The following is a 23,449-nucleotide window of genomic DNA, read 5'->3' on the forward strand; positions in this document are numbered from 1 at the left end:
GCCGCAATTAAGCGGCTTTAACGTTACTAAACCAATACCTTACTGAGCAATAACCCGATACTGCATCGTGGCATCATTCACTTCAACAATGTAGCTTCCAACAATACCAGTGAAAATATCGCCACCAGTTTGCTCTAGAGTGCCATCGTTGTTGTTATCGCCGTAGTTATTTGACCAGTCACCGTTTACGTCAAACTTAAAACGTTGATTGTTTTGGCCATCAAAGTCCACGCTAACTTGCCAAACATTGTTAGCAACTAAAGTCATAGCAGTAGTTTGCCATCCGTTAGCAGTACCACGAAAATACAACTGCTCAAAGTTAGCTGTAAAGTTAGCATTTGGATCAATCACCTCAACCACTACCGACGCTTGTGCAGTTTTACCGCCATCGTCAGTCACGGTTAAGCTAATACTGTGTGAACCCGCAGTATTGTAGGTTACTGTTGTGGTTTCACTCGTATCACCATTGCTCCATAAGTAACTGGCAATAACGCCATCACTATCACTTGAGCCCGCTGCACTATAGGTGATGCTTTGGCCTATATCTACTTGAGTTGCCGATGCACCAATAATTGCAGTAGGAGCTTGGTTAGCGTTAAGCTCGGTAATGCTGTAAGCCAAAGTTTGGTCATTCACTTCTATCAAGTAAGAACCCACCACATCAGTGAAGATATCTCCACCGGTTTGTTCTAGCACACCATCACTATTGGTATCACCGTAGTTCTGGGTCCAATCACCATTAACATCTAACTTAAAGCGTTGCTCTGCTTGACCATCAAAATCAACCACAACTTGCCAAGTATGATCAGCCACTAAGTCCATGGCCGTTGTCGCCCAACCATTGGCAGTACCACGGAAGTAAAGCTGATTGAAGTTCTTCGCTTTTTCATCACTTTCAACACTTAGCACGGCTTCTGCGGTTGCAGTCGCACCTTCGTTGTCGGTAACGGTTAAGCTAATAGTTTGGCTGGCATCTACAACTACAGAGATAGAGCTGGTTGTTTCACCGGTACTCCATAGGTAGCTAGCAATAGAACCATCTTCATCACTAGAACCTGAACCATCTAAGTTTACTGTTGTTCCGGCAGCTACAGTTTGAGTAGCTGGAGAGATGGTTGCTACTGGCGCTTTGTTTGGAATAACCGTTAGAGTTACCGAAGTAGTTGCGGTTTTCCCTTGGTTGTCGGTGACCGTTAGGCTAATTGTTTGAGTCTCATTCACTGTAACGGTGATTGACTCACTAGATTCACCAGTACTCCAGCTGTAACTAGCAATAGAGCCATCAGAATCACTTGAACCAGCACCGCTTAGCACAACCTGTGACCCTTTAGCCACTGACTGGCTTCCTGGGCTAATCGCGGCAACGGGTGCGTTGTTTCCGTCTAAACCGTCTGGAATACCTGCAGCAATTGCACCGCCGCTTACATTCCAACTACCCTCATCAATTTGATAGTTTTGACCACCATTATTATCCCAAGCACCACTACAGTTATTCGTCACAAACTCCAGCTGGTTACCGTCTTCTAAATCTACGGTTAAGCTATACCAGTTGTCACCTAGGCTTTGCATTTCTTCACCTGGTGCAGTAGTCCACGTAACTGCGCCGTCTACGGTGTAATGCAAACATACCTTGCCCCAACCGTTGTTATCTTGGTAATACAAGGTACTCAACACAGATTGACCGATAATTCGGTAAGTCACGCTGGTAGAGTCTTTCTGACCAACACTGTCAGTAACAGTTACCGATATAGTGGTACGTTCGTTCAAAGTAACAGTAATCGACGGGCTGGTTTCACCAGTGCTCCATAAGTAGCTCGCGATTGGGCCTTCTTCGTCAGTTGAGCCAGCAGCGCTCAAAGTTACTACAGTGCCTAGTTCTACTTCGCCACCTGCGGCATTAATATGGGCCGTTGGTCGCTTATCACCTACTACAACATTGTCGGTGAAGAACATCGCTTCGCCAGCAATTGCGCCGTTCACGTCTTCAACGGTTTTGCCGCCAACGCTACTAAACTGACCAGCACCTACGTAAACTTGTTGAATCTCAGAACGAGTTACGTTGCCTTTACTATCGGTTGCTTCAATGTAGTAATCCAACAACTGCTCTTGGTATTGATCAATGTAGGTGAAGTACATATTGCCGATTTTCTCAGCAGGCACTACTTCGAACATTTCTTTACCAGATGGCTGCCAATCTACACCATTCATGTCACCGTTTAAGTCACGCTCGGTCATACTAAAGGTTTGCCATTCGCCAACCCGTGAAGGATCTACATCAGGATCGCTAGCATGCGCGCTTGGGTCATAGAGCTTAAAGGTTTTATCGGTAGCGGTTGCCCACTTATCTTTGTGAACACGTACTTTAACCTTGATATCTTGAATACCGCTTACGTCATAACCGTAGGTATAAATCGCAAACTTGGTATCGGCATATACCGTAGCCCAGCCTTCCGCTTTACTTGAGTTAGCACTACCAGGATTGTATGGGTAACGCTGTGGCCACCAAACCGAAGGACCCGTTTTATCTTGAGCAAGGTTGGCTTCTACATACGGGGTTGTAAAGTGCAATGACTGGTTAAACGAAATAGTAGGTTTTACCCCGTCATCAACGTTTTCATCGTAATAACCAAAACCAGAATCGATTGAGGCCATAAGGAAGTACCAACCTAACTCCGCAGGGTTTGCACCGCCAGCATAGTTGTTGTTCGCATCACCTTTAACCGGGAAAGACATCATCCACGGATTAAGCTGGTTACCTGGGTAAGTTACCTCGTTATCACGCGCGGTAGTTGGGCTCCAGTAATTAGGGTTATTGTCTAACCATATTTGCTCAGCGGTTTTTGCATAGTTTTCGGCAGCTTGCAATAAAGCAAAGTTACGCTCTAGGTAGTGATAGCCTAACTCAAGCGATACCATGTGCTCACGTGTAGCCACAAAATCGGTGCCATTTACCGTGTTAAAGTCTGCCATCTGACCACGCCAAACGCCCATTGGAATATGCCAGTGGTACCACGTAGGATCAGCCGATGAATCTCGTGTATCAATCCATGAGCCATCTTGTACGTGCACAATGTCGTCTTCTGGAATTGGATAAGCTTTTAGGTACTCGTCCACGCCCATACCACGCACCGAGCTATCGGCATACGTAACATTGCCCGAGTTAGCCCAAGTGCCACCATCACCCGCTCGACCTGAAGAGTTATCACCATCATGCGCAATAGTGAAATACTGGGTACGGCCTAAAGATGCAGCGTCGCCTTCAAAAGCTTTTAGTACGTCAGCAGTAATTGAGCCTTGGTAACCTTCTTCCCAAGAGCTAGCTTGCTCAACAGGAATACCGGCAACTTTGTGCTGCTCACCAGTTTCTGGGTCAACATATTGAACCCAGTGAGGAATTGAAGCAAACGGGAACTTGTTGTAAGTCACCTGTTGCTCGTTGAACATATGTAACTCGGTCCACGCACCTATGTCGCTAACATTTTGTAAATCTGCGCGGTTAGGTGGAGAAATCAAAGTATCTTTGCCGGGATCATTCAAATAAGGGTAGTCACGCAAAGTACGTGAATAGTGCACGTTCCCAAGTACCGACCATTCAATACCTAACTTGGTAAGTACTGGAATAATTCGCTCTGAAAAACCAAGCTCTGTTGGGAAAAACCCTTTCGATGATTTAAACGAATCACCTAAGAAGTAATCCTGCGCCAAAGTAACGTTCTGATAAATCAAATCTTTTAAGAAATAGTCATTACCCACCAATGGCCCCATAGTATGGTGACCAGAAAAGTGAATCGTGTCTAAAGCGTTAAAGCCACCGCTGGTTTTTGTACCGTTTTGCGTATCGCGCCAATAAGCGCCCCACCCTAGGTTGTAACCATCCAAATTACCTAATTCGCCAAAACTCTGCACATTATTAATCACCGATGCCGACATGGTGACATGCGTTTGGCTTTGCGGGTGATTACCATTGTTGTTTCTAGCCGTATCCATTGGCCAGCTTAAGTAAGCGCCTTTTTTGGCATGATGCTGATAATAAGATACCAAGTCATCATGCGGCATCGGCGCACCGCTACCAGGAATATAGAATGTATAATTTGCTGGGGGGTTATTCTTAAGGTTAATAACTTGGCCGTCGTAGGTATAACGAATTGGATCACCTACAGCTAGACCTTCGTACTTGCTTACATCGTAGTAAGGCCAAAAATTTGGCATGTGATTATGATAAATATGAGTTGCCGCAATTTCCGCTTGCGCAGAGATCGACGCAGCCACCATACTTAAGGCGAACACCTTTTTCATGATTGCTTCCTTTCCCGCACTCGTAGCTCTCAAGCCACTAATACGCTTTACTCGCTGATAAAAATGCAGAAGCCAAACATGGGAAGTTTAGTGTTAACCGTATTTATATTGCCCTACTACCGTTTGTTTCTGCGCTCAGATGCTAAATAGCATCACTCGCCAAACACAGTTGAGATGATCTGGTTTAACGAGGCTTCTGTACAACAGCTCGATGAAAGGAGGCTTATTTTTGCTACCGCGACAAAGAGTTACCAGAAACATTTATTAGGTTAGTACTTGCTAACCCTTATTGTTGTTTACACGCTGAACTTAAAGATAATTTTTGATATTTGCTTTAGCTCAGAATGATATTCTGTAATCTATGAAAGATAGCGTAGCGCTAACCCGATGAATAATTAAGCAACCAGAGCGGTAAACATGCGTCAGTTCAAACTAAATGCGTGGTCAAACCGTTTTTTTGATATAAATCACAACAAGAAAGCTGATCTGCGAATAAACATAAAATCTACGCTAAATAGTTAAATATTATGAATCTTACTACTTAGCCTTAGCGCTTATTTTGAATTGAAATTTAAAATAGCATCAACATTTTGCAACTGTTGCTCTCCAGAAAACAAAGGAGAAAAATCGCTGTTACAGAGCTGTTTAACAGAGGGGTGCTGAATCATTCGCTCAGCAAACAATACGTGATACTCCTCGGTTAAGTCGTGAGTAACCCCAAGCAAGCGAGTATTAGGGTTAGCCAAGATTTCTTCGGTATAAATGGCTGGCGCAACAAAAATACCATCGGTATATGCGCCAAACGCTTTCATTAAGGCGGCGTCATCAAACTCCCCAAGTACTGATACTTTTAGCCCCAGCTCATCAAACCAAGTCCATAACTTCCGCCCTAAGGAGCTGCGCCGTCCCGGTAATAATAAGCTGCGCTGCTCTAAACATGCAGGAAATGGCAACAACGACATTGGCTCATTGGCAAAAAAAGCTATACCACTCTCGCCTAGCTTTTTACTCAACACGCCATCTTGCTGCGCATTATCTAAACCACAATCGGACAAAATCATATCAAGCTTATGTTCGGCCAATTGAGATAACAACAGTTCATGCGTTGACTCAACACAACGTAAGCGAATATTGCCGTCGGGTGGCACAGCTGACAACAAAATACGGCTCGCTAAACGCTTAGATAAAGCATCTGCAACCCCAACCTCAAACAGCAGTTTTTCTTGCTGAGAGTAATTCACAATATCTAGCATTTCGTAGCTGAGGCTAAACATTCGGTCAGCATATTTGTAGACCAATTGGCCTAATTCGGTAGGAGTAATTTTTGGGCCACGGCGAATAAACAACTCTCCAGCTAAGCGCTGTTCTAATTGCTTAATTTGGCCTGTCACAGTTTGCGGAGTAAGGAATAATGCTTCTGCTGCAGCGGTTACAGAACCGCGCTTGTAGGTCATCCAGAAGTAGTAAAGGTGGTTGTAGTTTAAGTGTGACATGCCTTACCTAATAGCAAACCCCTTTACGGGGTTTGCTTAAACAGGGTACAGCCTTCACTTGATAGTTAAACCGAAGACGTACTCAATGTATTGGTTTTGCCTTGCTCTTGCTCAGCAATTTTTGCCGCCTCTTCACGGGTAGACCAATGAAGTAAACCATAGCCAATAAGGGCTGCAGTTACCGACCCCGCCAATATAGCTAATCGCGACAAGCCTATCAAATCCGTTTGCCCCGCAAAGGCTAACGATGAGATGAAAATAGACATAGTGAAACCAATACCACATAGCATTGAAGTCGCCAGCAATTGCATGTTGTTGGATCCCTCAGGTAGCTTCGCCCAGCCAGCACGTATAGCTAAACGGCTGCAAGTGTAAATACCTAATGGTTTGCCCACCAATAAACCAAGGATAACACCTAAAGCTAATGGGCTTTGGAAGCTCTCGAAGCTAATGCCGTCTAACGGAACACCAGCATTGGCAAAAGCAAAAATTGGCACAATGATAAAGCTAGAAGCAGGGTGTAAAGCATGCTCTAACTTCTTAAGCGGTGACCCACCTACCTTAGCTTTAATAGGGATCATGAATCCTACAATTACACCGGCCAAAGTAGCGTGAACGCCAGATTTAAGTACTGCTACCCAAAGCACTAAGCCAAGTAACATATATGCACTTAAGCCAGCGTGGCCTCGACGATTTAGCATCCATAAACCAATGGTAGCCGCAACCGCCCACACCAACGGCATAATCGCAACTTCACTGGTATAGAACAGCGCAATAACAACAATTACACCAAGGTCATCAGCAATAGCAAGAGCCAGTAAGAACACCTTTAAACTAGCTGGAACACGTTTGCCTAGTAAGGCCATAACGCCTAGTGCAAATGCAATATCAGTAGCAGCAGGAATAGCCCAACCTTTGGCTAGCTCACCATCACCGATGTTAAATAGTAGATAAACAGCAGCAGGCACAACCATGCCACCAATAGCCGCAACTACCGGCAATAACGCTCGCTCTTTAGACGACAACGCGCCTTCTACCATCTCGCGTTTTACTTCTAAGCCAATCACTAAGAAAAAGATGGCCATTAAGCCGTCGTTAATCCACAGCAATAATGGTTTATTAATATCTAGTTCCGCGATACGAACTTGAAACGGCGTATCGAGAAAAGCGAAATATGCAGGAGACAACCACGCACTGTTTGCCATAAACAGTGCCACCACAGCGGCAAGCATTAGCAAGATACCGCCAGCAGCTTCCATTCTTAAAAAACGTTCAAGAAATGATTTCATAACAGCTCACTGAGAAAAATAAAAAGTCATTTTACTGAGAGTGTGAACAAAACATATTCACTTGTAGCTGAACTTACCATCGGAAAAACCGATGATAAATTAGAAAAACAATGGTTTAACCATTGATTAACAGAAGGGTCGAATATTTAACCCTGCTAGAAATCACATTTTCTAGCGGGGTTAATTGGATAGCTATACCGAGAATGGATAAGCGATAGGGTCGTGATATTGGTAATCAGTCACTTCAAAATCGTCAAGTGTTACCCAGGTTTCTAAGTCTTCTAAAGACTTAATCTTTGGATTGATATGTAACTTAGGGGCGGCAAACGGTTCGCGCTTAAGCTGAACATCTCTCATCAATTCCAACTGATCTTCATAGATGTGGGCATTAACAATTTTGTGGTAAGCCTTACCCGGTTTATGGCCGGTGATTTGCGCCATCAATGCCAAAAACGTAAACACTTGAATTTGGTTAAAGTTTTGCCCCAGTGGCACATCACAAGAGCGCTGTGACGAAGTAAGGTAAAGCGTATCGCGCACTAAAGAAAAAGTATGAGTATGCATACATGGTCGTAAGCAGCCTAAGTGAAATTCACCCGGGTTATAGAACGACAAAATTTCTCCGCGATCATCAATGCCTTTTGATAGGTCATCGACAATCTTCTTCAGCTGATCAACCGACCCGCCTTCTGGCTTACGCCAAGAACGCCCCTGCACGCCGTAAACCCGACCCATATCGTTGTCGCCTTTACGTGCCGGGTTGTTTAACCACGCTTCGTTCTCATTTGCATTAGCCAACCACGTAGGTGTGCCTAGCGCTTTGAAATCAGCCGCATTATCTAGGCCACGAATGTAACCCAGTAACTCGGCAATAGCGGCTTTCCAATAGCTTTTGCGTGTTGTAACTAATGGGAATTCATTGTTGGCAACATCATATTCAAGATCAGCATTAATAATGGTTAAACAACGCTTACCGGTGCGTTCATTTTCAATCCAAGTGCCTTCATCAACAATGCGTTGGCATAGGTCTAAATACTGTTTCATGCGTTACTCTCTTTGGTGTTGCGTCGATAAGCCCAGCGAATAAATAAAACGCCAAATATAATCATAGGCAAAGACAAGATTTGTCCCATGCTCATGCCTAAACTTAACAAGCCTAAGTGGCTGTCCGGCTCTCGGAAAAATTCAATAATAAAGCGGAAACTACCGTAGCCTAACAAAAAGGCACCAGAGATAGCCCCCATAGGCGGCTTACGCTTGGCATAAACCAACAAAATAACCAGCAACAATACGCCTTCTAGGGCAAACTCATAAAGCTGTGAAGGGTGTCTTGCTACCAGGCCTCCTGTTGGGAACACCATTCCCCAAGGCATGTCCGTTGCGCGCCCCCACAGCTCGCCATTCATAAAATTACCTAAGCGTCCCGTGGCTAAACCAAATGGAATGAGTGGCGCAATAAAATCGGCTACCGTGAAAAAATGGCGTTTGGTTCGGCGCGCAAACCACATCATCGCCGCAATTACACCCAATAAGCCGCCATGGAAGGACATGCCGCCGGTCCAAATTTTAAATAAATATAAGGGGTCATCTAAAAACTGTGGGAACTGGTAAAACAACACATAACCAATTCGGCCACCAATGATTACCCCTACAAATCCATAAAACAGCAAATCGCTCACTTCGGCGCGTGCCCAACCGCTGCCAGGCTTATCGGCCATACGGTTACCCAACCACATCGCAAATAAAAAGCCAAACAAATACATTAAACCGTACCAACGTACGTCTAATGGACCGATGCTAATCGCAATCGGATCAATTTCAGGAAATTGCAAAGGTGTAGACACGATAATTTGCTCTATTTAGGGAATAAAAAGAATGGGCATTTTGCAGTTAAATCAGCCATGAAACAAGCTCTGACTCATGGCAAATTCATTAATGTTTACTAACACGAACCAACTGCGACAAGTTCTGTTGCTGTAAATATTCATACAACAAGCTGTATATCGCTGAACCACTTTGGCTTTGTAGGATTTGCTCACGCAAAGCCGCTAATTCACTCAGGTTTACATGGCGTATTATGTATTTAATTTTAGCTAGGTTAAAACTAGACATACTTAAGCGGCGGTAACCTAGGGCTAATACCAACAAGGCCCCCACCGGTTCACCTGCTAACTCACCACAAAAACTAACGGGAGTATTGTGCAGATTAGCTTGTTCAATAATTTGATTTAATGCACGCACTACAGACGGGTGAAAAGTATCAAACAACTCGGCAACGCGGGTATTGTTTCGATCTACTGCTAATAAGTACTGGGTTAAGTCATTACTGCCCACCGACCAAAAGTCCACTCGCTGGGCTAATTCTGGCAACAAAAATAGTACCGAGGGTACTTCTAGCATCACCCCGTGTTTAGGCCGCTCTGGTGGTTCGGTTAAATCTAATTCATCAACCACTTCCGCCCAAGCTTGCTCGAGCAAGCGCGAGGCTTCATCTACCTCATTAAGGCAACTAATCATCGGCAACATAATGCATAAATTGCCACACTCGATAGCCGAGCGATACATCGCCCTGGCCTGTACCAAAAATATCTCGGGATGATCGAGAGTTAGGCGAATACCGCGCCAACCTAAAAATGGGTTCTCTTCCACAATAGGAAAATAAGGAAGCTGTTTATCACCGCCCACATCAAGGGTGCGCATACACACTTCTTTACCGCGATAGCTGTTTAGAATATCGCGATAACGCGTATATTGTTCGTCTTCAGAAGGGAAGCGGTCCTGCATCAAAAATGGCACTTCGGTACGATACAAACCCACGCCATCGGCACCCGCATTAATCGCAATGTCGCTATCGGCACTAAGGCCAGCATTAATTAACATTTCAACGTTTTCACCGTCGATGCTAACAGCGGGTTTATCTAAATCTTGCTGAACTAAACTATTTAGCTCGCTCTCTTGCGCCAATAAAGCGATGTACTCATCACGAACAATTTTGTCTGGCTCAACAAACAGCTCGCCGGAGTAACCATCTAAAATAAGCTCACAACCGCGTAGCTTATTAACGTTAAAACTTAAGCCCATTAAGGCAGGAATGCCCATGGCGCGAGCTAAAATGGCTGCATGTGAGTTTGCAGCCCCTCGCTGAGAAATAACCCCAGCCAAAAACTTACGCGGGATTTTTGCGAACATAGTGGCAGTGACTTCCTCAGCAACCACAATCACCGGCTCACTAGGAATAATTTCTGCGCTAGGGCCTAGTTCCAAGGCATGCAGCAAACGTAAACCCACATCTTTTACATCCACCGCCCGCTCTTTCAAGTAGGGGTCGTTCATTTCTTCAAACTGCTGCACGTAGTGCTCTATCACTAAACGCAGCGCACCTTCAACCTGATAGCCCTCACTAATCTTGCGGCGAATATCGCCAGCTAAGCTAGCATCAGCCAACATGTGTTGATAAACATCGAAGATGGAGGCGACATCTTTGGGCAACTGCTCAGACAGCTTAATCGCTAAACTATGAAATTCATCTCGAGTAATTTCTAAGGCAACATCGAAGCGCTGTAATTGGTGCTCACTATCCTCAGCTTTTTCTACAGCTTGCTGCTCTAAGGCGCCGGTAGAGCGATTTATCCAAGCTTTGGCAATGGCTATCCCACTAGAGCTAGAGCCTGCTTTTATTGCTTCAGTCCACTTGTGCTTAGTAGGTTCTTGTAACACCGTTTGAAAATCGGTATTGGCTAATACCCCGGCTAGATGCGCAGCCAGCGTTACCAAAAATGACTCTTCACTTTGATCAAAACTGCGGGTTTCGGACTGTTGTACAACTAATACTCCCAACACCTTTCGTTGGTGAGTAATTGGTGTTCCAAGAAATGAAAAGAAACCGTCTTCTGCGGTTTCGGGTAAATACTTAAAATGAGGATTTAAACGCGCATCAGCTAAATTAATCGGCTCTTCGCGAACCGCTACTTGACCAACAACCCCTTCTCCCAAAGGCATCATTGCTTTACCCACAGCTTCACTGGCAAGGCCATGGGTTGCTCGCAGAACAAGATTTTGTTGCTGCGAGTCCATCACATACACCGAACAACAGTCGGTGTGCATGGTAAGGCGAATCTTTTCGACAAGAATAGCTAAAGCACTGTCGAGAGTATCGGCATTGCTTACCTGTTCAACAATGGCGCGTAACTCTCCTAACACTTACTAAGCTCCTTTTCGCTTTTTATAACGCCGGCGTTTATCTTTGCCTTGGTGTTTCTCCGAGCGGTTAAACGGCATGGCCGCCGTTACAAACTCTTTTAATGCTCGGCGATAAACCTCCCGCTTAAAAGACACAACCTGCCTTACGGGATACCAGTAACTCACCCAACGCCAATCATCAAACTCTGGGTGGCCACAGCGATCAAATTTTATATTAGATTCTTTGCCCACTAAGCGGAGCAAAAACCACTTTTGTTTTTGTCCGATACAAACCGGCGGACTATCCCAACGAATTAAGCGCTTTGGTAATTTATAACGCAGCCAATGTCTGGTTGTTGCTACAATCTTTACATCTTGCGGCAACAAGCCGACCTCTTCATGTAACTCACGATACATCGCTTGTTCAGCAGACTCTCCCTCGTCTACGCCTCCCTGAGGGAACTGCCATGAATGTTGACCATATCTACGTGCCCATAAAACCTGACCACGCTGATTACAAATAACGATGCCTACGTTGGGACGATAACCATCCCCATCAATCACTGAAACAACCTTCAGCTAAAAAACTATAGATAAAGTGATTCTTTCACAGAATCACAAGCGCGGCAAATACGCCTATCACAAAGGGAATAAATTGTAATAATGCAGGCTTAACTAAAGTTATTCGACTTATCTGTGAGAAATCCTGTGCATAACTTGGGTTAAACCCCCTAGAGACAAAATCACGGTTCAGCTCCGAACAAAAAACACACCAGCAATAGAATACAAATACATTTAAAAACAATGGTTTAAAAAACCATGATTTGAGTAAGCTTTATTTTTGGCAAGTTAAAACTGTTTATAAGTCATAGCGTTTAAAAAACACACAGTTCTAATTTTTTAGGCAAACGGCTAATCTTTCTGACTAAAAATAAACCACTTTTGATTAAATCGTATAATTCTGTGCATAAAATCTAAGTTAATAACAATGACAGATAGTTATCCCTATTATGTGTGGACAAAGCTGTTAGTAAGTGCACATTAGTTATGAATAAACCCCACTGCCTCCTAACAAAACCCACACTTTCTAATAAAAACCTTTTTTAAACATAGCCTTAGCTATATTCACTTAAGCATTTAAGCTTTGCTGCAATTGTTGAACAGCTTCTATACAATAGTGTTTTTGTTGGCGCTAGGCATGCATGATCGCTAAACCACAAAGTGAAACAGAACTCTTCGAACGTGCTCAGTCTTTAGCCGGATTAAGCTTAGGCGAACTTGCACATCGTGAAGGTTTTGCCATTCCAAAAGATCTAAAAAGAGAAAAAGGTTGGAGCGGTCAATTGCTCGAATGGTGCTTGGGCGCGAGTGCGGGCAGTAAACCTATCCAAGACTTTCCAGAGCTGGGTATAGAACTTAAAACCATTCCTATTGATGCTTCGGGCAAACCACTAGAAAGTACCTACGTGTGCATAACTCCTCTGTGCAATGTCACCGGATCAACTTGGCACAATAGCAATGTGTATAACAAGCTATCGAGGGTATTGTGGATCCCCATTTTAGCAGAGCGGCATATTCCTTTAGATCAGCGCGTTGTGGCCAATCCCATCCTGTGGAGCCCCAATCCCCAACAAGAACAACTGCTCCGATCAGATTGGGAGGAAATCATGGAAATGATTGCTTTTGGTCAAATAGAGCAAATCACCGCGCGTCATGGTCAAGTGCTACAGTTACGCCCTAAAGCCGCTAATAACAAGGCTCGAACCAGCGCAATTGGCCCAAATGGCCAACTAATTCAAACCCTTCCTCGTGGTTATTACTTAAGAACAAAGTTCACCGCAGCCCTGCTTCAAGACTACTTTCAACTGTAAAAAAATTAATCAACTATTGACCAAGCTCTCACTTTTTTGAAAGAATCGATATTGGTCACATAGTATACGGATTTATATTATCTCTCGGAGGAGAAACCATGCCGTTGAAGAAGCAATACCTAAAATCGAAGCCAGAAGTAAAAGTTACCTTTGAAATTGAGAAGGAAGCCACTCAAGAAGCGGAGCAAATTTTCTTGCTAGCTGAGTTTAACGAATGGCAACCTATAGAACTTACTAAGCTAAAAAACGGTAAGTTCAAAGTAGTGGTAAACGTGCCAACAGATCAACAAAGCAGCTACCAGTTTAAATACAAACTTTGCTTGAGCGACGGTGCAGAAGCCTATGACAATGACTGGGCAGCAGACAGCTACCAGCCAAATGGCGTGGATGGTGACAACTCTGTACTTGAAGTGGCTTAAACCACAAACATAAAAAAAGCCCGCTACTGCGGGCTTTTTTATTCTCGAAGAAAAGGGCTTACTTAGCCAATTTTTCTTTAATACGTGCTTTCTTACCAGAAAGTTCACGCAAGTAGTAAAGCTTAGAACGACGAACGTCACCACGACGCTTAACAGTAATACTCTCAACTAGCGGGCTATGAGTTTGGAATGCTCGCTCAACGCCTTCACCGCTTGAAATTTTACGTACAGTAAATGCAGAGTGTAAACCACGGTTACGCTTAGCAATTACTACACCTTCAAACGCCTGTAGACGCTCACGGTTACCTTCTTTTACTTTTACCTGAACTACAACTGTGTCACCAGGTGCGAACGCAGGTACGTCTTGCTTCAATTGCTCTTCTTCGAGCTGTTTAATGATATTGCTCATTACTATTTCCTAGAATTAACTGAATCTTTATTCACTATCCAAGGGCGTTTGCTCTTGGATAAACTCAGCAAGAATCTTTTCTTGCTTGTCAGTCAGAGCTAGATTCTCCAATAACTCCGGTCGCCTCAAGTAAGTTCGCCCAAGTGCCTGTTTGTAGCGCCATTCTTCGATTTTTTTATGGTTACCACTTAACAGTACCTCGGGTACTGTTTGCCCATCCAAAACTTCTGGACGAGTATAGTGTGGACAATCCAACAATCCATCAGAGAATGAATCCTGCTCAGCTGAAGCTTTATCCCCCAGAACTCCCGGAATTAACCGCGAGACGGCGTCTATCATATTCATTGCTGGCAGCTCACCACCACTTAACACATAATCACCAATCGACCATTCTTCATCAACTTCCGCTTGAATCAAGCGTTCGTCAATGCCTTCATAGCGACCAGCAACAATAATCAGCTTTTGCTGTTGAGCTAACTCTATTACTCCATCTTGCTTCAAGGTACGCCCTTGCGGTGACATATAAATCACCTTAACCCCATCACCAGCGGCCTGTTTCGCAGCATGAATCGCATCCCGTAAAGGTTGCACCATCATTAGCATGCCAGGGCCACCGCCGTAAGGTCGGTCGTCCACCGTACGATGTTTGTCATGAGTAAAATCACGAGGATTCCAACACTCAATCTTAATCAGGCCACGTTTTACCGCGCGCCCAGTTACACCGTACTCGCTTATGGCAGAAAACATTTCTGGAAATAGACTTACTATTCCCACCCACAATTGTGGTGTTTGCTCAGCCATAAAGGAACCTAGAAACTAGGGTCCCAATCAACAGTAATAGTTTGAGACTCGCGATCGACGTTATCAATTATCTGAGACTCTATGAACGGGATTAACCGTTCCTTTTTGCCAAAGGCATCTTTTAAATTGGCTTTCACAACCAAAACATCATTAGAGCCTGTTTCCATTAAATCGGTCACATGCCCGAAGTTATAGCCGCTACGATTAACCACTTGCATGCCCATTAGGTCACGCCAGTAATATTCATCTTCAGCAAGCTCCGGTAGAACTTCCGGCAAAGCCGCAATATCCATTCCGGTTAAACTCTGTGCTTGTTCTCTTACATCGTAGCCCTCAAGCTTAACGATGAAAGATTTGCTGTGTCGCCGCCATTCTGTCACTTCAATTGAAGTATATTCGCCAGAACGACCTATCAACCAAGGTTGATAGTTAAATACAGCTTCTGCATCTTCAGTGAATGAGTTAACTTTTAGCCATCCTTTAATACCGTAAACGGCACCGAGGCGACCCAGTACGATGGGCTGTTCTTTATTGCTCATCTTAACTCCACTAAAAAGGCTAAATTAAGCTGCTTTTGAATCTTTGATTAGCTTAGCTACACGGTTAGAAACCGCAGCGCCTTGGCCAACCCAGTGATCAATGCGGTCTTGTTCCAAGCGAATACGCTCTTCTTGACCTTTTGCGATCGGATTGAAAAAACCTAATTTTTCAATGAAGCGACCGTCACGTGAATTACGGCTATCAGTAACAACTACTTGATAGAATGGACGCTTCTTAGCGCCGCCACGTTGCAAACGAATGGTAACCATATCGTCCTCATACTAGTTAAAAAATTTAAGGTCCCAAAATGGGATCCCCGCTAATTGAAGCCGCGGAATTGTACTCCTTTTTTGCTTAATTGCAAGCTATAACCCGCTTTGGCGAGCATCTAAATTGCTAGCGCTTATCGGCGCAAAATGGCCAATACTTTCTATGCTTGTTTTTACTGCTAAAAAAGCTAAGTGACTCAAGCTACTAACGCACGCTTTGACTTAGCTGCAAGCTTCTACCAACATAGGCGCTTAACTCTACTAATCACCGAGCCATTTGTTTATGAAGTACCAATGGATATTGTTTGATGCCGATGAGACCTTGTTTCATTTTGACGCTTTTGCCGGCTTACAGTTAATGTTCTCTCGCTATGGGGTTAAATTTGAGCAACAGGACTATCAACATTACCAAACCCGCAACCTGCCCTTGTGGGAAGCCTATCAAGCCGGCCAGGTGAATGCAGAGCAGCTTCAACAGCAACGCTTTGAGTATTGGGCCAAGCAGCTTGAACAACACCCGCAAGCGCTCAATGACGCCTTCCTAGAGGCAATGGCAGACATATGCAGCCTATTACCCGGCGCTAAAGACTTGCTAGATGCACTTAAGAGCAAAGTGAAGATGGGCATTATTACCAACGGTTTTACCGCGCTACAAAAAATTCGTTTAGAACGCACCGGTTTGAGCGGCTATTTCTCACCTTTGGTTATCTCTGAGCAAGTGGGCGTTGCAAAACCGCATAAAGATATATTTGAGCATGCCTTTGCTCAAATGCAGCAACCAGAGAAACATCGGGTATTAATGGTGGGAGATAATCCACATTCAGATATACAAGGTGGTATTAATGCTGGGATTAGAACTTGCTGGTTAAATCGCCACGGAGAAGAAAGGCCAGAGGGAATAGAGCCCCACTATGAGGTGAGTTCGCTTAAGCAACTGCAAACCCTGTTAGAAGCCGCTTAGTTTGAGTTAATCCCAAAAAGTCGAAAGGGGCATTGCCCTTCAGCTTATGCCCCTTTCTAGTGTATGAACCTTTACCTTTTTTCGGCCGTTCAACTTTTGCTTTAAATAACTGGCTGGTAACCAGCGCCTTAATTGCATTGTCGTTTATTTGCCCACGACCGTGCTCATGCGCTAACAACTTAGCGACTTTTTTCTTAGCCATAATCTTTCTCTCATTTGCCCTGCAGCTCCTATAGCCACTTGGGGTGGCTAGTGTAAACCAAGTTAAGCCAAATACACACTGTATATTATTTAAACATCGCAAATAAACAGCCTAACCAAGAAGCCAGCCGCCGCCAGCTTCTTGGTTTATCCTACACCAGCTTAATGGCTAATCATCCAAGGCCGCATAGACGGGAACATTTTCTCGCCATTAGCGGTATACAGCAGCTTAGAACCACCGCGCTTAGTATGCTTACAGCCGCAGCCTTTTTTAAGCTTTTCGGCATTTTCGGCCCGCGTATCCACCGTTGAATGCTGCGGCTCATGCCGCGCTTTCTCATTACGCTCAATCGCCTGTTTGGTTTCGGCTGCCATATCCAATATCTCAGGAGGCAACATGATAACTCTAGCGGACAAAGCCTCACACTTGGGACACTTCGCAGGTTTAGCGCTATCGGCCATTGTGGCTAGCTCGTAGAACAAACCATGTTCGGCACATTTATAGTCATAAACTGGCATAGCTCACCTCTCTATTTGTCTAAGTCTGGAGCCAAAGGCATATCGACACTGCCATCTAAATACTTAGTTGGCCCATCTGCATTCGGCTTAATGTCAAACTCAAAGATATCGGTAGGTAACCATAACGTCGCACAGGAGTTAGGTACGTCCACTACCCCACTTAAGTGGCCTTGCACTGGCGCAGTGCCAAGCAACGAATAAGCCTGCGCGCCGCTATAACCAAATTTCTTGAGGTACTCAATGGCATTTAAACAGGCTTGGCGATAAGCCACGTTAGCATCCAAGTAATGTTGCTTGCCATCTTCATCAACCGAGATACCTTCAAAGATTAGATAGTCATCGTAGCGTGGCGTAATTGGGCTTGGTTTAAAGATTGGGTTTTTAATCGCATACTTAGACATACCGTCTTTAATCAAATTAACCCTTAAGTGGATCCAGCCTGCCATTTCAATAGCACCACAGAAGGTGATTTCGCCGTCACCTTGGCTAAAGTGTAAATCGCCTACCGACAAACCCGCGCCTTTTACATACACCGGGAAGTAGATTTTAGAACCACGCGATAAATCTTTAATGTCACAGTTACCGCCGTGTTCACGCGGCGGAACAGTTCTAGCACCTTCTTCAGCCGCTACTTTGGCATCATCGGGCTTCATTTTCCCCATGTGAGCAGTAGGTGCGTAAGGCAGTGCCGCTAACATTGGTACCCGCTCAGGGTCGGTATCAAACAGTTCTTTCTCTCGGCGGTTCCACTCATCTAGCATCTTTTTGTCGGGCAAGCAGCCAATCAGGCCGGGGTGAATCAGGCCAGCAAACTCGACACCGGGAACATGACGAGATTTAGTGAACATACCGTTGAAATCCCAAATCGACTTTTGCGCTTCAGGAAAATGCTCAGTTAAAAAACCACCGCCATTTTGCTTAGAAAAGAAGCCATTAAAGCCCCATTGCGAATCATCAAAGGTGCCAATATCGAGAATATCCACTTCCAACAAATCGCCAGGCTCTGCTCCCTCTACCCCAACCGGTCCAGAAAGAAAATGCACCTGAGACAAATCAACATCACGCACATCAGAAGCATCATCGTCGTTTTTGATTTGTCCGCCAGTCCAATCTACACATTCTAAAATGAAATCGTCCCCTGGTTTTACAGTAGCCGCCATAGGAATATCGGGGTGCCAGCGATTATGTAACTTCTCGTTTTCATACGCCGATTTGTTTAAGTCAATCTTGATAATTGTTTCTGCCATGGTCTTTCTCCTTGAATGTAAATTCCCCAGCAAGCTATACCGACAAGTACGCGGCCACTTGCTGTTCATCAACGTCATCGCGCTGTACGTCATGCACGATTTGTCCTTTTTCAATCACCAGTATTCGGTCCGCCACATCAAGGGCGAAGCTCAATACCTGTTCCGACACCACTATCGACAAACCACGCTGGTCGCGAATTTGTTTTAGGGTTTTTGCCATATCTTTAATAATTGAAGGTTGAATACCTTCAGTGGGCTCATCCAGTAGCAGTACGCTGGGGTTACTCGCCAAAGCACGAGCAATTGCCAACTGTTGTTGCTGTCCGCCAGAAAGGTTGCCGCCTCTACGATGGCGCATTTCCCATAACACTGGGAAAATGCTGTATAAGTCATCGGGTACTTTGTTTTCGCCAGTGCTGGTTAAGCCGGTTTCAATGTTTTCTTGCACCGTCATGGTGGAGAAAATCATCCGGCCCTGCGGCACAAAACCCAAACCAGAAGCCACCCGCTGATGGCTCTTTTTCTCGGCTAAGGGCTCTCCATCTAAATTGGCTTCACCACTTTTGCTCGGAATCATGCCAATCAGCGATTTCATTAAAGTGGTTTTGCCCATGCCATTACGGCCAAGAATCGCCACAATTTCATTTTCTTTGAGGCTAAAATTCATGCCACTTATCACTTCGCTCTGGCCATAGGCCACGTGGTAATCGCTCAGTTCTAACATCACTTTCTCCTTAATGGCCTAGGTAAACTTCGACCACTTTAGGGTCGTTCTTCACCCGCTGCATCGAGCCCTCAGACAACACCTTTCCTTGGTGTAATACCGTCACTCGGTCGGCGATGTCTTCAACAAACTGCATGTCGTGTTCAATCACTAATACCGAGCGTTGCTTGGTAATGCTTTGCAGCAACTGCGCGGTTTGTTTGCGCTCGGCTACCGACATACCCGCCACCGGTTCGTCTAACATCAGCAGCTCTGGATCTTGAATAAGCAGCATGCCTATCTCTAACCACTGCTTTTGGCCATGGCTAAGCAAGTCAGCTTGGTCGTTAAGTTTGTCGCTAAGAAATACCATCTCGGCAATTTCCATGATCTTGGCGTGCACCGCTTCATCACGCTTAAAGGTCAAGGCTCCCCACACATTGCGACCCCGCGGGTAAGAGATTTCCAAGTTTTCAAAAACACTCAGATCTTCATAAATGGAAGGGGTTTGAAACTTACGCCCTACACCGGCATGCACTATTTGGTGTTCTTTCAGCTTGGTAAGCTCCTTTTGTTTGAACTTAATCGAGCCATTGGTGGCTTTAGTTCGGCCACATATCAGATCCAATACCGTGGTTTTACCGGCGCCATTAGGGCCAATAATCACCCTAATCTCTTGCTCTTCAACGTATAGCGACAAGTCATCAACGGCCTTAAAGCCATCAAAAGACACAGTTAAACCTTCAACGCTGAGTACAAAATCTTTGTTCTTTGATGAATTAGGCTGGGGCATTTGGGCTCTCCTTTAGAGATGGCGAAGCACTATCTGCCTCAGGCTCTGCAGCCTGAACCGTCTGCTTTGGCACATCGGGTTTGCTGGCTTTAGGTTTGAACACGCGCTTAAACCAAGGCTGAATGTAAGATTGATAGAGACCAGCTAAACCATCGGGAAAGGCTAACACCACGCCAATGAATAGCGCGCCCATGGCAAATAACCACAATTGAGGGAAGGACTCAGAGAAGCTGGTTTTAGCGAGGTTTACCAGCAAAGTGCCATATACCGCACCAAGCAAAGATAAACGCCCACCCACGGCACAAAAAATCACCATTTCGATGGAAGGAACAATGCCCACAAAGGAGGGCGACATAAAGCCCACTTGAAGGGTAAACATTGCCCCACCAATGGCAGCAAAGGCTGCACCAACACAAAAGATGAAGATTTTGAAACTGGCAACGTTATAGCCAGAAAAGCGCACTCGATCTTCTTTCTCACGCATCGCCACCAGCAAACGGCCTAACTTACAACGCTTGATGTATAAGGCGGCAAACAGACAGCCGAACAGCAACACTGCATTAATAAAGTAGAGAAGGTACTGCGCCGACTCGGTGCGTATATCCCAACCTAAAAAGGTGCGTAAATCGGTAATGCCGTTTACCCCACCGGTATAGCCTTGCTGGCCAATAATCAAGATGGTGAGAATGGCAGCAATAGCCTGGGTAATAATGGCGAAGTACACCCCACCTACCCGACGGGTAAACATAGCGACACCAATAATAAAGGCGAACAATACCGGCACTGCAATCACCGCCACCAAAGTAAAGGCTAAGCTATCAAAGGGCTGCCAAAACCACGGAAGCTCGGTGAGCTGATTCCAATCCATAAAATCAGGAATGCCTGGCGTTGATTGAATCGAGGTGGCTTCGGGGCTTGAGGCTTCCAGCTTCAAGAACATCGCCATGCAATAACCACCTAAGCCAAAAAACACGCCTTGGCCTAAGCTTAAAATACCGCCACAACCCCAGCACAGCACTAAGCCAATCGCCACAAAGGCGTAGGTTAAATACTTGCCAATTAAGTTGAGTCGGAAAATATCCAAAGACAAAGGCAACACAATGAAAATAATCGCGGCCAACAGTAGATACTTCCACCAATCAACCTTACTGGTATTTTGTGCTGCAGTAGCACTAAGTTGAGATAACATCATCATTCTCCCTAACGACGAACCTTGAGCGAAAACAGACCTTGAGGACGCAGCATTAAAATGCCTACCACGGTCAATAAGGTGAGAACTTTGGCCATCGAACCACTAAGGAAAAACTCCATGGTTGATTGCGCTTGTGAGATGGTAAAGGCCGATGCAACGGTACCAAGCAAGCTTGACGCGCCACCAAATACCACCACTAAGAAGGTGTCTACAATGTAGAGCTGCCCTGCTGTTGGGCCGGTAGAACCCACCATGGTAAAGGCCGAGCCAGCAATACCGGCAATACCGCAACCTAAGGCAAAGGTGTAACGATCAACCTTCTCGGTATTAATACCAACAGCGCCCGCCATTGCGCGGTTTTGCACCACCGCTCTAGTTTGTTTACCTAAGCGAGATTTTTGCATTAGCAAGTACACGCCAATGGTGATCATGATGGTTAATGCCATCACAAATATGCCGTTAATCGGCACTTCAATAATGTCGGTAATCGCATAAGAGCCCATTAGCCAATCAGGTAGGCTCACCCCCACTTCTCGAGCGCCAAACACGGTGCGATAGAGCTGTTGTAAAATAAGGCTTAAACCCCAAGTAGCTAGTAAGGTATCTAGTGGACGCTTGTACAAATGGCGAATCATCGCCCACTCCACCAGCGCACCCAGCGCTGCAGTGACAATAAACGCCAGCAGCATTGCCACAAAAAAGTAGCCATCAAATAGACCCGGAAGGTAATTGCTAAATAGCTGCGAAGTAAGGTAAGTAATGTAAGCACCTAGGATCATAAACTCGCCATGGGCCATATTAATTACGCCCATTTGACCGAATATAATGGCTAGACCTAGGGCCATAAGAACAAATACAGAAAACAAAATAAGACCGGCAAATCCCTGCATGGCGAAAATGGCGGTTAGCTCTGAGCTGGTATAATCGGCAAACATATTCAGTCCCTCTTAAAAGCTAGCGAAAGAACAAGTGGCCCAGCGAGCTGAGCCACCTACAGCGGTTACTGATAACCTTTAGGGAATGGGTTTGGTTCAATTAAGTCTGCGGTTTCATAAACAATGTCGTATTGACCATCAGCTTGAGCGTGACCAATTCGCGTTTTAGACCATAGGTGATGGTTTTCGTGAACTTTCACATAACCTTCTGGCGCAGTGGTTAGCTCTAGGTTTGGCGAAGCAGCACGTACCTTGTCGATATCAAACGAGCCGGCTTTTTCTACCGCAGCTTTCCACAACCATGGGCCTAAGTAGGCAGCTTGAGTCACGTCGCCAATTACAATGTCGTCGCCCCAGCGCTTTTTAAAGGCTGCTACAAACTCTTCATTGTTTTGGTTGGTTAAGCTTTGGAAGTACTTCATGGCAGCGTAAGCACCTTGAATGTTTTCACCGCCAATGCCCAAGATCTCGTCTTCGGTTACCGAAATAGTTAGTACCAGTGGCTTCTCTTTGTTCATATCGATGCCCGCGGCTTTAAGCTGCTTGTAGAAAGCAACGTTAGAGCCACCTACTACAATGGCGTAAATCACATCAGGCTTTTTGAGTTTAATTTTGTTGATAACCGAGTTGAACTGAGTATGACCCAGTGGGTAGTACTCTTCGCCCACTACTTTTAAACCCAGTTTTTCAATGTGTTTGCGGGCAATTTTGTTAGAAGTACGTGGCCAAATGTAGTCAGAACCCAGTAAGAAAAAGCTCTTGGCATCTTTGGTATCGGTTACCCAATCAATCCCTGCAATAATTTGCTGAGTAGCTTCTTGGCCGGTGTAAATTACGTTAGGAGATTGCTCTAAACCTTCATAAAACGTTGGGTAGTAAAGCATGCCGTTATATTGCTCAAACACTGGTAATACCGCTTTACGAGAAGCAGAGGTCCAGCAGCCAAATACCGCCGCTGCTTTATCTTTAACTAATAACTTCTTCGATTTTTCGGCAAAGGTTGGCCAGTCACTGGCGCCATCTTCTTGAATATATTCAATTTGGCGCCCTAATACGCCGCCCATTGCGTTAATTTGCTCAATGGCTAGCATCTCGGCTTGCACCGAGCCAGTTTCACTAATGGCCATGGTGCCAGTTACCGAGTGCAGAATACCTACCTTCACCGTGTCGTCGGTTACGGCTAAGCCGGTAGTATTTACTTCAGCGGTGCTAGGCGCCGCAGCAAAGCTTAGTTGTGAAACCAGCATTGCGGCAGGCAAAGCCATCATTCCTTTTAACAGATTACGGCGTAGCGAATTGCTTAAGCCTGTTTTCTTGAGATTTTGCATAGTG

22 protein-coding genes are annotated in these 23,449 nt (G+C 45.0%); 3 read left to right on the plus strand and 19 right to left on the minus strand.

Annotated features, from left to right (window positions below):
• Window positions 1-39: 39 nt before the first annotated feature.
• The 7 genes from ACYFDN_RS08865 to rppH form a co-directional block, all read right to left on the minus strand.
• Window positions 40-4,296 carry a PKD domain-containing protein gene (locus ACYFDN_RS08865; RefSeq protein WP_483510793.1) on the minus strand — a complete coding sequence of 1,419 codons (4,257 nt, stop codon included), beginning with the start codon at window positions 4,294-4,296 and terminating at the stop codon, window positions 40-42.
• A 554-nt stretch (window positions 4,297-4,850) separates the two neighbouring features.
• Complete coding sequence (gene nhaR / locus ACYFDN_RS08870) at window positions 4,851-5,789, minus strand: transcriptional activator NhaR (RefSeq protein WP_016401316.1); 939 nt, start codon at window positions 5,787-5,789, stop codon at window positions 4,851-4,853.
• Between the two features lie 65 nt (window positions 5,790-5,854).
• Window positions 5,855-7,078, minus strand: coding sequence for a Na+/H+ antiporter NhaA (nhaA, locus tag ACYFDN_RS08875; protein WP_051147592.1), 1,224 nt, complete (start codon window positions 7,076-7,078; stop codon window positions 5,855-5,857).
• Between the two features lie 192 nt (window positions 7,079-7,270).
• Complete coding sequence (locus ACYFDN_RS08880; protein WP_483510794.1) at window positions 7,271-8,122, minus strand: thymidylate synthase; 852 nt, start codon at window positions 8,120-8,122, stop codon at window positions 7,271-7,273.
• Window positions 8,119-8,925 (minus strand): prolipoprotein diacylglyceryl transferase, encoded by an 807-nt coding sequence (gene lgt / locus ACYFDN_RS08885; protein ID WP_483511096.1) that lies wholly within the window; start codon window positions 8,923-8,925, stop codon window positions 8,119-8,121. The genes ACYFDN_RS08880 and lgt overlap by 4 nt, the downstream gene beginning before the upstream one ends.
• A gap of 85 nt (window positions 8,926-9,010) precedes the next feature.
• Complete coding sequence (gene ptsP / locus ACYFDN_RS08890) at window positions 9,011-11,278, minus strand: phosphoenolpyruvate--protein phosphotransferase (protein ID WP_483510795.1); 2,268 nt, start codon at window positions 11,276-11,278, stop codon at window positions 9,011-9,013.
• A 3-nt stretch (window positions 11,279-11,281) separates the two neighbouring features.
• Window positions 11,282-11,821, minus strand: coding sequence for an RNA pyrophosphohydrolase (rppH, locus tag ACYFDN_RS08895; protein WP_163132963.1), 540 nt, complete (start codon window positions 11,819-11,821; stop codon window positions 11,282-11,284).
• A gap of 638 nt (window positions 11,822-12,459) precedes the next feature.
• Here rppH and mutH point away from each other — a divergent pair.
• Window positions 12,460-13,128, plus strand: coding sequence for a DNA mismatch repair endonuclease MutH (gene mutH / locus ACYFDN_RS08900; protein ID WP_338624408.1), 669 nt, complete (start codon window positions 12,460-12,462; stop codon window positions 13,126-13,128).
• 98 nt (window positions 13,129-13,226) lie between these two features.
• Window positions 13,227-13,547 (plus strand): isoamylase early set domain-containing protein, encoded by a 321-nt coding sequence (locus tag ACYFDN_RS08905; protein ID WP_016401323.1) that lies wholly within the window; start codon window positions 13,227-13,229, stop codon window positions 13,545-13,547.
• Between the two features lie 58 nt (window positions 13,548-13,605).
• Here ACYFDN_RS08905 and rplS read toward each other — a convergent pair whose 3' ends face one another.
• The 4 genes from rplS to rpsP are packed head-to-tail and all read right to left on the minus strand — an operon-like array spanning window position 13,606 to window position 15,566.
• Complete coding sequence (gene rplS, locus ACYFDN_RS08910) at window positions 13,606-13,956, minus strand: 50S ribosomal protein L19 (protein ID WP_016401324.1); 351 nt, start codon at window positions 13,954-13,956, stop codon at window positions 13,606-13,608.
• A gap of 27 nt (window positions 13,957-13,983) precedes the next feature.
• Window positions 13,984-14,757, minus strand: coding sequence for a tRNA (guanosine(37)-N1)-methyltransferase TrmD (trmD, locus tag ACYFDN_RS08915; RefSeq protein WP_483510796.1), 774 nt, complete (start codon window positions 14,755-14,757; stop codon window positions 13,984-13,986).
• 8 nt (window positions 14,758-14,765) lie between these two features.
• Complete coding sequence (gene rimM / locus ACYFDN_RS08920) at window positions 14,766-15,296, minus strand: ribosome maturation factor RimM (RefSeq protein WP_016401326.1); 531 nt, start codon at window positions 15,294-15,296, stop codon at window positions 14,766-14,768.
• 24 nt (window positions 15,297-15,320) lie between these two features.
• Complete coding sequence (gene rpsP, locus ACYFDN_RS08925; protein ID WP_016401327.1) at window positions 15,321-15,566, minus strand: 30S ribosomal protein S16; 246 nt, start codon at window positions 15,564-15,566, stop codon at window positions 15,321-15,323.
• Between the two features lie 283 nt (window positions 15,567-15,849).
• Between rpsP and yjjG the strand changes: the two genes are divergently transcribed.
• Window positions 15,850-16,527: a pyrimidine 5'-nucleotidase gene (gene yjjG / locus ACYFDN_RS08930; protein WP_483510797.1), complete on the plus strand. Its 678-nt coding sequence runs from the start codon at window positions 15,850-15,852 to the stop codon at window positions 16,525-16,527.
• On the opposite strand, the gene ACYFDN_RS08935 is transcribed toward yjjG, so the two are convergent.
• From ACYFDN_RS08935 to urtA, 8 genes are all read right to left on the minus strand, one after another.
• The gene (locus tag ACYFDN_RS08935) at window positions 16,493-16,729 is read right to left on the minus strand and encodes a ribosome alternative rescue factor ArfA (protein WP_152784483.1); all 237 of its coding nucleotides are present in this window, start codon (window positions 16,727-16,729) and stop codon (window positions 16,493-16,495) included. The two genes, yjjG and ACYFDN_RS08935, sit on opposite strands and share 35 nt — an antisense overlap.
• Before the next feature lie 161 nt (window positions 16,730-16,890).
• On the minus strand, window positions 16,891-17,247 hold the full coding sequence (locus ACYFDN_RS08940) for an FmdB family zinc ribbon protein (RefSeq protein WP_163132969.1): 357 nt from the start codon (window positions 17,245-17,247) through the stop codon (window positions 16,891-16,893).
• Between the two features lie 11 nt (window positions 17,248-17,258).
• Window positions 17,259-18,494 carry a formamidase gene (fmdA, locus tag ACYFDN_RS08945; protein ID WP_016401332.1) on the minus strand — a complete coding sequence of 412 codons (1,236 nt, stop codon included), beginning with the start codon at window positions 18,492-18,494 and terminating at the stop codon, window positions 17,259-17,261.
• Between the two features lie 34 nt (window positions 18,495-18,528).
• On the minus strand, window positions 18,529-19,218 hold the full coding sequence (urtE, locus tag ACYFDN_RS08950) for an urea ABC transporter ATP-binding subunit UrtE (RefSeq protein WP_221074593.1): 690 nt from the start codon (window positions 19,216-19,218) through the stop codon (window positions 18,529-18,531).
• A 10-nt stretch (window positions 19,219-19,228) separates the two neighbouring features.
• Window positions 19,229-19,990, minus strand: a complete 762-nt coding sequence (urtD, locus tag ACYFDN_RS08955; RefSeq protein WP_221074594.1) for an urea ABC transporter ATP-binding protein UrtD — start codon at window positions 19,988-19,990, stop codon at window positions 19,229-19,231.
• Window positions 19,977-21,182, minus strand: a complete 1,206-nt coding sequence (gene urtC / locus ACYFDN_RS08960; RefSeq protein ID WP_483510798.1) for an urea ABC transporter permease subunit UrtC — start codon at window positions 21,180-21,182, stop codon at window positions 19,977-19,979. Before urtC ends, urtD begins: the two co-directional genes overlap by 14 nt.
• 8 nt (window positions 21,183-21,190) lie before the next feature.
• Window positions 21,191-22,117, minus strand: coding sequence for an urea ABC transporter permease subunit UrtB (gene urtB, locus ACYFDN_RS08965; protein WP_016401336.1), 927 nt, complete (start codon window positions 22,115-22,117; stop codon window positions 21,191-21,193).
• Between the two features lie 65 nt (window positions 22,118-22,182).
• Window positions 22,183-23,445 (minus strand): urea ABC transporter substrate-binding protein, encoded by a 1,263-nt coding sequence (gene urtA, locus ACYFDN_RS08970; RefSeq protein ID WP_016401337.1) that lies wholly within the window; start codon window positions 23,443-23,445, stop codon window positions 22,183-22,185.
• Between the last annotated feature and the right edge of the window lie 4 nt (window positions 23,446-23,449).

The sequence above is a fragment of the Agarivorans sp. D1326 genome (genome assembly GCF_056958115.1).

Coding starts and splice junctions, on each gene's coding strand:
- rimM (WP_016401326.1), bottom strand. CDS start 15,296: ATGAGCAATAAAGAACAGCCCATCGTACTGGGTCGCCTCGGTGCCGTT.
- trmD (WP_483510796.1), bottom strand. CDS start 14,757: ATGGCTGAGCAAACACCACAATTGTGGGTGGGAATAGTAAGTCTATTT.
- ACYFDN_RS08935 (WP_152784483.1), bottom strand. CDS start 16,729: ATGGCTAAGAAAAAAGTCGCTAAGTTGTTAGCGCATGAGCACGGTCGT.
- yjjG (WP_483510797.1), top strand. CDS start 15,850: ATGAAGTACCAATGGATATTGTTTGATGCCGATGAGACCTTGTTTCAT.
- mutH (WP_338624408.1), top strand. CDS start 12,460: ATGATCGCTAAACCACAAAGTGAAACAGAACTCTTCGAACGTGCTCAG.
- fmdA (WP_016401332.1), bottom strand. CDS start 18,494: ATGGCAGAAACAATTATCAAGATTGACTTAAACAAATCGGCGTATGAA.
- rpsP (WP_016401327.1), bottom strand. CDS start 15,566: ATGGTTACCATTCGTTTGCAACGTGGCGGCGCTAAGAAGCGTCCATTC.
- urtE (WP_221074593.1), bottom strand. CDS start 19,218: ATGTTAGAACTGAGCGATTACCACGTGGCCTATGGCCAGAGCGAAGTG.
- urtA (WP_016401337.1), bottom strand. CDS start 23,445: ATGCAAAATCTCAAGAAAACAGGCTTAAGCAATTCGCTACGCCGTAAT.
- nhaR (WP_016401316.1), bottom strand. CDS start 5,789: ATGTCACACTTAAACTACAACCACCTTTACTACTTCTGGATGACCTAC.
- rplS (WP_016401324.1), bottom strand. CDS start 13,956: ATGAGCAATATCATTAAACAGCTCGAAGAAGAGCAATTGAAGCAAGAC.
- ACYFDN_RS08940 (WP_163132969.1), bottom strand. CDS start 17,247: ATGCCAGTTTATGACTATAAATGTGCCGAACATGGTTTGTTCTACGAG.
- nhaA (WP_051147592.1), bottom strand. CDS start 7,078: ATGAAATCATTTCTTGAACGTTTTTTAAGAATGGAAGCTGCTGGCGGT.
- urtB (WP_016401336.1), bottom strand. CDS start 22,117: ATGTTTGCCGATTATACCAGCTCAGAGCTAACCGCCATTTTCGCCATG.
- ACYFDN_RS08865 (WP_483510793.1), bottom strand. CDS start 4,296: ATGAAAAAGGTGTTCGCCTTAAGTATGGTGGCTGCGTCGATCTCTGCG.
- ACYFDN_RS08880 (WP_483510794.1), bottom strand. CDS start 8,122: ATGAAACAGTATTTAGACCTATGCCAACGCATTGTTGATGAAGGCACT.
- urtC (WP_483510798.1), bottom strand. CDS start 21,182: ATGATGTTATCTCAACTTAGTGCTACTGCAGCACAAAATACCAGTAAG.
- urtD (WP_221074594.1), bottom strand. CDS start 19,990: ATGCCCCAGCCTAATTCATCAAAGAACAAAGATTTTGTACTCAGCGTT.
- ACYFDN_RS08905 (WP_016401323.1), top strand. CDS start 13,227: ATGCCGTTGAAGAAGCAATACCTAAAATCGAAGCCAGAAGTAAAAGTT.